Source organism: Lysinibacillus sp. FN11, from assembly GCF_024628845.1.
Lineage (GTDB): Bacteria > Bacillota > Bacilli > Bacillales_A > Planococcaceae > Lysinibacillus > Lysinibacillus capsici.
This window is the reverse complement of sequence record NZ_CP102383.1, coordinates 3,710,939-3,723,431: the sequence shown is the minus strand read 5'-3', so window position 1 is coordinate 3,723,431 and position 12,493 is coordinate 3,710,939. Positions and strand designations below refer to the sequence as shown.

Below are 12,493 nucleotides of genomic sequence, written 5' to 3'. Positions count from 1 at the left end.
TTTTATGATAGTTTGGCAATAATGCCTTCTTCGTCATCTAAAACAAGTTCAATCCCTGTTGAGAATGGATCACCGTGTAGAACATCCTTGATCCAAACACGTAAGGCACCAATCATGGCTGCTGTATTAAGCACCTCGATTTGACCGTTGACTTCGACCTCCGCACCAAAGCCTGCATCATCCTCGTAAGTCAATTCAACAAGAACATCCTCGGGTCGAATGTTTTGATAGTAGGCTTGAGATAAACAAATAGCATTAATAATATCTTGTTCGTTGATTATTTGTGCCATTGTGCTTCCTCTTTGCGCTTTTTATCTTTAAACATATTCACTATCTTCACAACAAGCATCACAATAACAACAATTGCTGCGACATTAATAAGTAAACCTAAAATATTCCCCAGTATACCCATACCACTAAATAGACTACCGAATAATAATCCAGCAAGTCCACCAAGCATTAATCCTTTCATCAGACCACCTGAGAAAAAGCCACCTTTTTTAGTAGTATCTGCTTTATTAGTAGATGTTGAGTTGTTTTTATTTGTTGTTGCATTGTTTTGATCTTTGGTAGTATCCGATTTTTGGATATTCGAGCTATTATTATTGTTAGAGAAGCCCTTTTTACCCGATTTATAGGATTTAGCTTCTGCCGTTGGCGTATCAGAAATAAATAATGTTGCACCAACAGTTGAAAATATCAGTGTCGCTGCAAAAAGAGCGGCAAGAATTTTTTTCATTACATACATTCCTCCAATATAATTTTTAATCTAATCATAAACTAGTTCTTATATAGTAATATTACATGAACTATATTAAAAAATAAAACAAACGCTTTCAAAAATTAAGCTATATCAAAAAATGTGGACAAATAGTGGCAGATGTAATGATTGTAGAAATTATACAATAGGAAGGAGTGAAAAAATGCTACTAACTTTATCAATCTTACTTACCATTTTTATTATTTTGTACCTAACAGAAAAAAGGCGATTTCTTAACGCGGTAGCACTTGGCCTGATAGGTATGTATATTGTCAGAGCGTTCATTATTCATTATCCTTTATTGCTACCGAATGATCAGGGGATTATTTCCGAAATGGGGATATTCATTATATTAGGAAGCTTTCCAAGTATTATGTTTATTTTATCGATAGCCATGTTTTTCAATAGTAAAGTATTATTGGAAAAGGAAGGACGCAAATTTCGTAACTTAATGTTAGCCATATTGGGGCTAAGTTTTGTTATTATGATGTTATGGTATGTATTCGTCATTTTTATTGAAATTGAAAATGTATTTTGGCATATTCTTTTCTTCTATGCGTTTTTGATTTTTGGCTATACAATGTTCTTATATACTAGTGTCCTTGCTTATTCAATATTGTATCTTCTTACACCAATACGTTATGAACCAAATTACATCATTGCATTAGGTTCAGGGTTAATTGGCGATACAGTACCTCCGCTTTTAGCAAGTCGTTTAGATGAAGCAGTAAAGCAATATAAAAAGTATGAGATGAAGCCTTATATTATTGTCTCTGGTGGTCAAGGAAATGATGAAAAGGTATCAGAAGCATATGCAATGAAACAATACCTATTAGAAGTACATCATATTCCGACTGACAAGATAGTAATGGAGGATCGTTCAGCCAATACAGAACAAAATATGATCTTTTCAAAGCAAATAATGGACCACCATTCTCATGGAGAGAACTATCGCTCCATTTTTGTTACGAATAATTTCCATGTGTTTCGCGCAAGTATTTATGCTAGGAAAGCAGCATTAGACGCCGAGGGAATTGGCTCAAAAACTGCTTTTTACTATGTTCCTAATGCATTCACACGAGAATTTATAGGCTTATTAGCCATGTATAAATGGACCCATGTCACAGTATTTTTAATTATTACGCTTTTCATAGGCTTACTATTGAGAGCATATGTGTAACCAAACTTCAACTGTCTTCCATATAATAGTGGTAAGGCAGTTTTTTACATAGTGTGCAAGGGAGGAAAATAATGTACGAGCAAATTTTAGCCAAGCGAAATAAAGAACGAATAATTTCCCTACAAAATCTTACACAAACTCAAGATCAGTGGTTTGCTCAAAATATAAAATTACTTACATTCGCAGAAGTTAACCTAACAGCCTTGCAGAAAATACTGTATCAAGTAGTACGAGGATTATTAAAAGAACAGCAACAACGTCATTTGCAGATTGTCCATACAGTGCAATCTCAATCGATTCAGGAGAATGTATTAACGCTGTTGGCAGAATATGATGATGTCTTGCGCGATGCCATTCCACAGCCTATCTATATACTCATTTGGCAAATTTCTTCGCTAGAAAAGTTAAAAAACAGTATAGAAGTAGTAGATGATGTGCTTGATATTGTAGAGTGGTATTTTCGCCATCAAGATGAACAAGTTGCTGTTCTAGATGAAGAGGACTTAGATCATGAGCTCATTATTGATTTGTATAAGGAAGCGGTTGAAGAGCAGGATGGTGATGCCCAATATCAACTGGGCGAATACTATAATTCTAGAGAGGGTAAACATTTTCAACCTGAAAAATCATTGAAATGGTTTGAGCTAGCTGCTGTCCAAGGAAATGCAGATGCTCAATATATGCTTGGGAATTTTTGCTTCGGGGGCATAGGTATGGAGGAAAATTATTCCCTTGCCTTTTCATACTATGAAAAAGCAGCTTTACAGGGACATGCGGATGCTGCCAATAATTTAGCAGATATGTACTTTAATGGCGAAGGTGTATCAACGGATTATACATTAGCAAAAAAGTGGTTTGATTATGCTGCACAAAAGAATGTGGCAGAGGCAATGTTTACGTTAGGGATTATTTATGAGCAGGGGTTAGGCGTTGAGGTAGATGTGAAAGAGGCTTTTAACGCCTATAAAAAATCAGCTGAGGCAGGGTATGTGGAAGCACAATATCGACTTGGTGGAATTTATTTAGAGGGACGCTTAGGCCAAGTGAAAGATGTCAATCGTGGTCTGTTTTGGTATGAAAGAGCTGCAGAGCAATATCATGTAGATGCCTTTTATGATTTAGGTTATATATGGAGTAATGGTCTGGCTGGAATTCGCAATCTCGAAAAAGGTATACATTGGTTTAAGCAGGCCGCACTTCAAGGAGATGTAGAAGCCAAGCTACAGTTAGGGCATATTTTTAATAAAGATACAGGGTTAGAAAGAAATCTAAAAGAAGCTATTAAATGGTATGGACTCGCGGCAGATGCAGGATCCGAAGAAGCGGCTAAAATATTACAGGAACTTAAAGGATTGTAAATTTAGTGTTAAAAAAACATAGGTTTTTAGAATGATTTATATTGCTATAGTTTATGGGTATTTAAGTCTAAATTAGACAGCTATTTAAGAGTATTTAGATAGATGATGATTGAGGGTAAAAAATATTAGTATAGTGAAATTTGAAGATGATCAATAAAAAAGTAGAATAAATATAAAACAAGTAAGCATAATAAACAAAAAAATAGTTAAAAAAGCTACCCAATAATATTGTGGTAGCTTTTTCAATGTTTATTACGCTTTATTTAACAACAAGGACTTTTTATACATTTTGTGTAAAAAAATGGTACTCATAAGATTGACAGTCATTTATAAAATGATTAATGTAAATGAGTGATTTTGAAAAGAAGCATACGTAAATAATTTACTGATAGTCATGTAGTGACTATATCTGTTTGCTGAAAGCATATAATCTTAGGATAAATTGAGTAAAGGGGTACCCGACATACTTTGGGAGGAAGTCTGTCATACGGAATTGCGCTATTGAATGTAACCATTAAATCTGACTAATCTGATTTTATCGGTATTTTTTCGTGTATCCATCAATATGTTAAAAGGGATTTGATGTTTCTCAGCCTGATGAAAGTAAACGGAATGAAAGAGGGAAGATGTGTGATTTTTCAAAAACAGAGAAAGACGAAGGTATTGGATTTACAGCAATACACAGTGAAAATGGATTTGTCCTCTCGTCAATCGATGGCGAAGCAAATTGAAATGCTGAACTTAACGAAGAACGACTTACAATATTTAAAAGCTTTCCAGCCAATAGTTATGGATAATGTAGATCACATCGTAAACCGTTTTTACAACATGATTGGAACAGAGCATCATTTGGTAGATATTATCAGTCATCATAGTTCTGTAGAAAAGCTTAAAGTAACATTACGGCAACATATTATTGAAATGTTTAACGGAACCATTGATGAGATGTATTACCAAAGGCGTGTAAAAATTGCAAAGGTGCATGTCCACATTGGGCTTAGAACACAGTGGTATATCTGTGCATTCCAAGATTTATCGATATCATTTATTGATTTAGTCGAAAAAAATATAGAATTTCCACAAGATCAATTTAATACGATCAGAGCTATATCGAAAATTTGTAATTTTGAGCAACAACTCGTTTTAGAAGCTTTTGAAAACACTGTGGAACAACTGAAAGAAAAAATGGTTCATGAAAAAGAAGCGATTGAACGACAGATTGTAGATTCTTCGGAAGCACTTGCAGCTATCTCACAGGAAACCAATAATTCATTTTCCTGCTTAAGTAAGCAATCTGACGAAATTAAACATTTGGCAAAAAAATCACTCGATGTGTCTACACTGGCTGAAAACCAAGCACTTGAGGGTCGCGAGCGTTTAAAAAATCAATCACAAAATATGCTAAATATTAGTCATTCTCTTCATGATATAGAAGAAAATATAGAACAATTATCAGGTATGTCTAAGGAAATGGAAACAATCATGAGTGTTGTGACCAATATTGCGAATCAAACAAATCTATTGGCTTTAAATGCAGCAATTGAAGCAGCACGTGCTGGGGAAGCGGGAAAGGGCTTTAGTGTAGTGGCCGATGAAGTACGGAAATTATCAATTCAGACAAAAGAATCTGTTACAGCGGTGGCTTTGTTATTGAAAAAGACAGGTGAACGAACAGAGAAACTAGAGTATTCTTTGACAAATATTCAAGATGAAGTTGCAGCAGGTGAAGAAAATATGTTACAAACTGAAGGCCAATTTACGAGTATATTGGGAGCCATGACAGAGGCAAAAGATCAAAATGAGTGTATGGCAACAAAAATACAAGCAATTGTAGGCATATTAAGTGAATTAGGCACTTCATTTACTGAGGTAACAAATTCAGCAGAAAAATTAGCGAGCTTTGCGCAAAATTTAAAAGGATAGACTATTAACAACATCCTATTTTTTATGTTTTTAGACGTAATAAACACTATAGTACCTATTAAAATGTTTGTTGTGAAGCCATCGTTATAGAGGATCAATCTTATAGAGATTCAGAAAGTAAGAGCTATTTCACTGAAGAAATAGCTCTATTTTTGCTAAATTTGTAAAGGGTTTAACGTAATTTTCAATGAAAAAAAGATTATACTGTAGAAAGAACGAATAATAGGGGCGGTTATGATGAAAACAGTTGTTGTTTTAGGCGGCGGTATTACAGGACTATGTACAATGCATTATTTGCAACGTCAAGTAAAGGAACATAATTTAGATGTTCGTCTAGTGCTTATAGAAAAAAATACATATTTAGGAGGCAAATTATATTCAGCACATGAAAAAGGTTTCATCATGGAAACGGGTGCTGATTCTATTGTAGCCCGTCATCAAGGCGTTATGGAACTCGTGCGGGAGCTTGATTTTGAGGCGGAACTAGTTTACAACGAAACAGGTATTTCTTATATTTATACGAATAATGAGTTACATGCTATTCCGGCAGATTCAACTTTCGGAATACCGATGAGTTTAGCATCCTTAGAGGAAAGTACACTTATTTCCGAGCAAGGAAAAAAAGAAGCGTTGAAGGATTTAACATTGCCAAACAATAGCTTCACAAAGGAAAGTTCAATCGGTGAATTTTTAACTTACTATTTAGGAGAGGAACTGGTGAAAAATCAAATTGCACCAGTCCTTGCAGGTGTTTATTCGGGAGATTTACATCAGCTTTCTATTGGCTCTACTTTACCGTATTTGATTGATTATAAGAATGATTATGGAAGTATTATTAAAGGCTTTGATGCGAATCGTGAGCAATTTGTTAAAGCAGCGAACAAAAAATTTATATCGTTTAAAAAAGGTTTATCTTCTTTAATTGATCGACTTGAACAAACCTTATCCGATGTAGAAATTATCAAGGGTGTTACTACGTTAAATGTTCAAAAACAAGATAAGAACTACACTATTACCTTAGCTAATGGTGAAATTATTGAGTCAGATTATGTCGTTTTAGCATTACCGAACGATACTGTCCAAAATCTGCTACAGGATGAATCTTTAAACCGCTATTTTGATCGATTTACGACAGCGTCAGCGATTACTATCTATTTAGGTTTTGATGTGCCAGATGCTAAATTGCCAGCAGATGGAACAGGCTATATTGTTTCCCATAATTCAGACGTTACTTGTAATGCAGCAACTTGGACTAGTCGTAAATGGAAGCATACATCGAAAGAAAATAAATTACTTGTGCGACTCTTTTATAAGAGCATCAATCCAGCCTATGAGCAACTACGTGCCATGACGGATGAAGAATTGGCAGCAGTTGCTTTAGAAGATGTGAGAAAGAGCCTAGGAATAGAGGAGCAACCAACCGTTGTGAATGTAACAAAATGGATTGATCAAATGCCTAAATATGATCTAGCACATCGTGAGGCATTACAAGGATTACTACAAGAATTACATGAGAAATATCCTAATTTATCGATTGCAGGGTGCTCATATTTTGGCGTAGGTATCGGTGCTTGCATTCAAAATGGGAAAAAAATTGGCGAAGAGCTTGCAAAGGAACTTGCCAATTTCTAAGATTTTAAGTGGAAAAAAACTTTGTTATGTGAAATAGTCTTGACTCATTCGTCAGTAAACGATATGATTCTTTTAATTATTTAAAAAATTCATACTTAATTCTTATCAAGAGAAGCAGAGGGACTGGCCCATTGAAGCTTCAGCAACCAACTTTATTGTCAGGTGCTAAATCCAGAAGACCGTTGAGTCGAAGATGAGAAGGAACAACAATGATGAATCGTTAAAGCCTTCTTTTTTATGAAAGAAGGCTTTTTATTATATAGAGACATAGGAAGAGAGGCTAATTTTATGGGATTGCTTGAAAGGTTAAAAACGCATGTATTGACGGCAGACGGTGCAATAGGCACAGTGCTATATGGCTATGGATTGGAGTATTGCCATGAGGAAATGAATGTTCAGAGACCCGAGTTAATTGAAAAGATTCATAGAGAATATATTGCAGCTGGTGCTGACATCATTCAAACGAATACGTACGGTGCAAATGCCATTAAATTAGCTCGCTATGGATTAGAATCACGTGTCCAACAATTTAATGAAGCTGCTATCACCATCGCAAAACGAGCAGCGGCTGATGGCGGTCAATTTGTTTTAGGAACAATTGGTGGTATTCGGGGAATTCGTAAAAGTGATGCAACCTTGGATGAAATATTAGCGACTATTGAAGAACAAGCAAGAGTCTTACTTGCAGGGAATCCAGATGGCCTTTTACTTGAAACTTATTATGATTTTGAAGAATTAACAGCAACCTTAAAGATGCTACGAGAAAAAACAAAATTGCCGATTATTGCACAAGTTTCTATGCATGAGCCTGGTGTTTTACAAAATGGGATGTCTTTAAATAATGCTCTACATGAGCTTGAATTCCTAGGTGCTGATATTGTTGGTGTCAATTGTCGACTAGGTCCACACCATACAATTCTGGCATTTGAGGGTGTAGAACTTCCTCATAAGGCATTTATGTCGGCCTATCCAAATGCTTCACTTCTGGACTTAGAGGATGGGCGTGTCGTTTATGAGTCAGAAGCTGATTATTTTGGTCGAGCGGCTGTTGAATTGCGTGATCAAGGTGTACGCTTAATAGGGGGCTGCTGTGGTACAACACCCAAACATATTGCAGCAGCAAAGAAGTATTTAGAAGAGTTATCACCGGTTCAGGAGAAGCATGCGAAGCCTAAAAAGATTGAGATTGTTCGGGAAGCGGAGCCAACAAAGTATGAGCCTCTTCATGAAAAAGTTAAACGTGAACGCTCTGTCATAGTAGAGTTGGATACACCTAGACATTTAGAGATCGATGGGTTCCTTGAAGGAGCAAAGCAATTATATGATGCAGGTGCAGATGTAGTTATGATGGCAGACAATTCACTGGCCTCTCCACGTATTAGTAATATTGCAATGGGCGCATTGTTGAAGAGCACACATAATGTACGCCCACTAACTCATATTACATGTCGCGACCGTAATTTAATTGGTCTACAATCCCATTTAATGGGGTTAAATGCTTTAGGTATTCATGATGTGTTGGCCGTTACGGGTGATCCAACGAAAGTAGGAGATTTCCCAGGTGCGACAAGTGTTTATGATGTATCTTCCATGGAGCTAATCCAATTAATTAAGCAATTAAATGAAGGGGTCTCGTTCTCAGGTAAGCCACTTCGTAAAAAAGCAAATTTTTCAGTTGCTGCTGCATTTAATCCAAACGTCCGTGTGTTAGATCGTGCTGTGACACGCTTGGAGAAGAAAATTGAGCATGGGGCAGACTATTTCATTTCTCAACCAGTATATACGAAAGAGAAGATTGTAGAGATTTATGAGGCAACAAAGCATTTACAAGCTCCAATTTACATCGGTATTATGCCTGTTACGAGTTATAAAAGCGCTGAATTTTTACATCATGAAGTGCCAGGTATCAAATTATCTGAAGATGCCTTAACAAGAATGAAAGCATGTGGAGAAGATAAAGAAAAGGCAACATTGGAAGGGATTGCTATTGCCAAAGAATTAGTAGAAGTGGCTACGCAATATTTCAATGGGATTTACCTTATTACACCATTTTTACGTTACGATGTGACACTAGAGTTGATGAAATATATAGAGCAATTGGATGAACAGAAAAAAGGAGTAAGTATACATGGCTAAGCACTCGATTGAAGAGCAACTAGAGAAACGCATTTTAATTCTTGATGGCGCAATGGGAACAATGCTACAAAATGAAAATTTATCAGCAGAGGATTTTGGTGGCGAGGAACTTGATGGCTGTAATGAAAATCTTGTGCTTACTAGACCAGATGTCATTGAAAAAATTCACCATAAATACTTAGAGGCAGGCGCAGATATTATTTGTACAAATACATTTGGTGGGACGCCTCTTGTGTTAAATGAATATGATCTTGGCACAAAAGCAGAAGAAATTAATAAGCGTGCAGTGGAAATTGCTCGCCAAGCAGTGGATCGTTATTCCACATCGGATTGGCCACGTTTTGTTGCAGGGGCTATGGGGCCAACAACAAAAACGTTATCAGTAACTGGTGGTATTACATTTGATGAGCTAGAGGAAAATTTTTATGTACAGGCAAAGGCATTAATTGAGGCAGGAGCCGACGTTTTGTTATTAGAAACAAGTCAGGATATGCTCAATGTCAAAGCAGGCACACTTGGCGTAAAGCGCGCTTTTGCATCAACGGGAAAAGAGCTACCCGTCATGATTTCAGGAACAATAGAACCGATGGGTACAACGCTTGCAGGGCAAACAATCGATGCCTTTTATATTTCGATCGAGCATATTAAACCATTATCAGTTGGCCTAAACTGTGCGACAGGACCTGAGTTTATGACGGATCACATTCGTTCATTAGCAGAGCTTTCAACAGGCTATATTAGCTGTTATCCAAATGCTGGCTTGCCAGATGAAGAAGGGTGTTATCATGAATCACCGGAATCGCTATCGCAAAAATTAAAAGGTTTTGCAGAAAAAGGTTGGCTTAATATTGTAGGTGGATGTTGTGGGACGACACCGGCTCATATTGCAGCCATTCGTGAGGTCTTAAAAGATGAAAAACCTCGCCAATTACCAGAAAAAACACATGGTCATGCAGTATCAGGAATTGAACCGTTATTGTATGACGATTCTATGCGTCCGTTATTTATTGGGGAGAGAACAAATGTAATTGGCTCTCGTAAATTTAAGAATTTAATCATCGATGGGAAATTTGAGGAGGCCGCAGAGATTGCACGTGCTCAAGTCAAAAATGGTGCACATGTTATTGATATTTGTTTAGCCAACCCTGATCGCGATGAATTAGCCGATATCCGTGGTTTTATGCAGGAGGTTGTAAAAAAGGTTAAGGTGCCTCTTGTGATTGACTCAACTGATGAAAAAGTAATTGAGGAAGCATTAAAGTTTTCACAAGGGAAAGCCATCATTAACTCTATTAATCTAGAGGATGGTGAAGAACGATTTGATGCAGTATTACCACTCGTGAAAAAATATGGTGCATCGTTAGTTGTCGGAACGATAGATGAAAAGGGAATGGCGGTTGACCGTCATCGAAAGCTCGAAATTGCCGAGCGCTCCTATCAACTTTTAACGGAGAAATGGGGGATTGCACCAGAGGATATCATTTTCGACCCATTAATGTTCCCTGTAGGAACTGGGGATGAGCAGTATATTGGTTCAGCGTTAGAAACGATTGAAGGCATTCGTCTCATCAAAGAAAAATTGCCGCAGACATTGACGGTACTTGGCGTAAGTAATATCTCATTTGGCTTACCACCAGTTGGTCGTGAAGTACTGAATGCTGTTTATCTCTATCATTGTACACAGGCGGGCTTAGATTATGCCATTGTTAATACAGAGAAATTGGAGCGTTATGCATCCATCCCTGAAGAGGAAATCAAACTCGCAAATGACCTGCTCTTTAATACAAATGATGAAACATTAGCAGTGTTTACAGATTTTTATCGAGATAAAAAGAAGGAGAAAACGGAAGCTGATATTCCGAAAACGGTTGAAGGTCGTTTAGCTTACTATATATTAGAAGGTACCAAAGAAGGGCTAATTGAGGATTTAGACGCTGCAAGGGAAATCTTCGAGGCGCCACTTGATATAATTAATGGTCCTTTAATGGAGGGCATGGCTGAGGTAGGTCGATTATTTAATGATAATCAACTCATTGTAGCAGAGGTCTTACAATCAGCAGGTGTGATGAAGGCCGCAGTTGCTCATTTAGAGCAATTCATGGAGAAGGATGAAGAGAGTGCTGGAAAAGGGAAAATGGTACTTGCTACGGTAAAAGGCGATGTTCACGATATTGGGAAAAACCTGGTTGATATTATATTAAGTAATAATGGCTATAAGGTAGTCGATTTGGGCATTAAAGTAACCCCTGCCCAATTGATTGATGCGATTCGTAAGGAAAAACCTGATTTTATTGGGCTGTCAGGTTTACTCGTGAAATCAGCGCAGCAGATGGTCATTACTGCTCAGGATTTTAAAGAGGCAGGAATTGATGTACCTATTTTAGTTGGTGGGGCTGCACTTTCACGTCGTTTTACTGAAACAAAAATTGCAGATGAATATGGTGGTCCTGTTATTTATTCAAAGGATGCTATGCAAGGCTTAGAGCAAGCGAATCTATTAATGGGTGAAGGGACACGTGAAAATTTCTTAGCAGAAATTGAAGAATCCCGTCAAAAACGTTTAGAGGCCGATGAAAAACGAGCTGCTCGTCCGGCAAAAGAGGTAACAATAAAGCCTGCACGAACAGTTAAAGGAGCGCCAGTATTTTTACCAGCTGATTTACGACGTCATGTGAAAAAAGACTATTCTGTATCTCATTTATATCCTTATGTTAATATGCGTACATTACTGGGACACCATTTAGGTTTAAAAGGGCAAGTTCAGCAATTGCTTGATGCGGGTGATTCAAGAGCAACAGAGCTCAAGGATTTAGTAGATGATTATTTAAAAAGTGATCTATTAAAGCCATCTGGTTTGTATCAATTTTTCCCTGCTCAAGCAGATGGTGATGATGTCGTTGTGTATGACCCTGCTGATAGTAAGACAGAAATTGAGCGTTTTACCTTCCCTCGTCAGCAGGTTGAACCATTTTTATGTCTTGCAGATTTCTTAAAAACGGTAGAGAGCAGTGAAATGGACTATATTGCACTCATGGTTGTAACAGCAGGTCAAGGAGTTATGGCTAAAGCCCGCCAGTTAAAAGAGGATGGGAAATTCCTTGAAAGTCATGCCTTGCAATCCACTGCTTTAGAATTAGCAGAGGGCTTTGCTGAACGTATGCATCAGGAAATTCGTGATCAATGGGGCTTCCCTGATGCAACAGATTTCACTATGAGAGATCGTTTTGCTGCAAAATATCAAGGTCAACGGTTTTCATTCGGATATCCTGCATGTCCTAACTTGGAGGATCAAGAGAAACTATTCGGCCTATTAAAACCTGAGGATATTGGTGTCCATATTACAGAAGGCTTTATGATGGAGCCAGAAGCATCTGTATCTGCCATCGTTTTTGCTCATCCTGATGCTCGCTACTTCAATGTTTAAGGCATAAAATAAGAGGAGATAGATAGTCTATTCAAGGACTGTCTATCTCTGTTTCTTTATAGAAGAAAACAATTTGGTTA

General features: G+C 37.2%; 8 protein-coding genes and 1 riboswitch. Of the genes, 6 read left to right on the top strand and 2 right to left on the bottom strand.

Features of this window, described 5'->3' with window-relative positions:
* Positions 1-2: 2 nt before the first annotated feature.
* Positions 3-290 carry a DUF2653 family protein gene (locus NP781_RS19660; RefSeq protein ID WP_004224435.1) on the bottom strand — a complete coding sequence of 96 codons (288 nt, stop codon included), beginning with the start codon at positions 288-290 and terminating at the stop codon, positions 3-5.
* Complete coding sequence (locus NP781_RS19655) at positions 278-739, bottom strand: hypothetical protein (RefSeq protein ID WP_221682988.1); 462 nt, start codon at positions 737-739, stop codon at positions 278-280. The genes NP781_RS19660 and NP781_RS19655 overlap by 13 nt, the downstream gene beginning before the upstream one ends.
* A 184-nt stretch (positions 740-923) precedes the next feature.
* Here NP781_RS19655 and NP781_RS19650 point away from each other — a divergent pair, with 184 nt between their 5' ends.
* From NP781_RS19650 to metH, 6 genes are all read left to right on the top strand, one after another.
* Entirely contained in the window at positions 924-1,940 is a 1,017-nt protein-coding gene (locus tag NP781_RS19650) for a YdcF family protein (protein WP_221682987.1), read from the top strand.
* 71 nt (positions 1,941-2,011) lie between these two features.
* Positions 2,012-3,298, top strand: a complete 1,287-nt coding sequence (locus NP781_RS19645; RefSeq protein ID WP_221682986.1) for an SEL1-like repeat protein — start codon at positions 2,012-2,014, stop codon at positions 3,296-3,298.
* A 630-nt stretch (positions 3,299-3,928) separates the two neighbouring features.
* Positions 3,929-5,221, top strand: coding sequence for a globin-coupled sensor protein (locus NP781_RS19640; RefSeq protein WP_216486202.1), 1,293 nt, complete (start codon positions 3,929-3,931; stop codon positions 5,219-5,221).
* A gap of 237 nt (positions 5,222-5,458) precedes the next feature.
* Positions 5,459-6,853 carry a protoporphyrinogen oxidase gene (locus NP781_RS19635; protein WP_257520642.1) on the top strand — a complete coding sequence of 465 codons (1,395 nt, stop codon included), beginning with the start codon at positions 5,459-5,461 and terminating at the stop codon, positions 6,851-6,853.
* 99 nt (positions 6,854-6,952) lie between these two features.
* Positions 6,953-7,053, top strand: a riboswitch (SAM riboswitch).
* Positions 7,054-7,141: 88 nt separating this feature from the next.
* The gene (locus NP781_RS19630) at positions 7,142-8,989 is read left to right on the top strand and encodes a bifunctional homocysteine S-methyltransferase/methylenetetrahydrofolate reductase (RefSeq protein WP_257520641.1); all 1,848 of its coding nucleotides are present in this window, start codon (positions 7,142-7,144) and stop codon (positions 8,987-8,989) included.
* The gene (gene metH, locus NP781_RS19625) at positions 8,982-12,413 is read left to right on the top strand and encodes a methionine synthase (protein WP_257520640.1); all 3,432 of its coding nucleotides are present in this window, start codon (positions 8,982-8,984) and stop codon (positions 12,411-12,413) included. The genes NP781_RS19630 and metH overlap by 8 nt, the downstream gene beginning before the upstream one ends.
* The last annotated feature ends 80 nt before the right edge of the window (positions 12,414-12,493 follow it).

Bases quoted from the DNA above. Each gene is read 5' to 3' on its own strand.
- NP781_RS19630 (WP_257520641.1), top strand. From the start codon at position 7,142: ATGGGATTGCTTGAAAGGTTAAAAACGCATGTATTGACGGCAGACGGT.
- metH (WP_257520640.1), top strand. From the start codon at position 8,982: ATGGCTAAGCACTCGATTGAAGAGCAACTAGAGAAACGCATTTTAATT.
- NP781_RS19655 (WP_221682988.1), bottom strand. From the start codon at position 739: ATGAAAAAAATTCTTGCCGCTCTTTTTGCAGCGACACTGATATTTTCA.
- NP781_RS19660 (WP_004224435.1), bottom strand. From the start codon at position 290: ATGGCACAAATAATCAACGAACAAGATATTATTAATGCTATTTGTTTA.
- NP781_RS19635 (WP_257520642.1), top strand. From the start codon at position 5,459: ATGAAAACAGTTGTTGTTTTAGGCGGCGGTATTACAGGACTATGTACA.
- NP781_RS19650 (WP_221682987.1), top strand. From the start codon at position 924: ATGCTACTAACTTTATCAATCTTACTTACCATTTTTATTATTTTGTAC.
- NP781_RS19645 (WP_221682986.1), top strand. From the start codon at position 2,012: ATGTACGAGCAAATTTTAGCCAAGCGAAATAAAGAACGAATAATTTCC.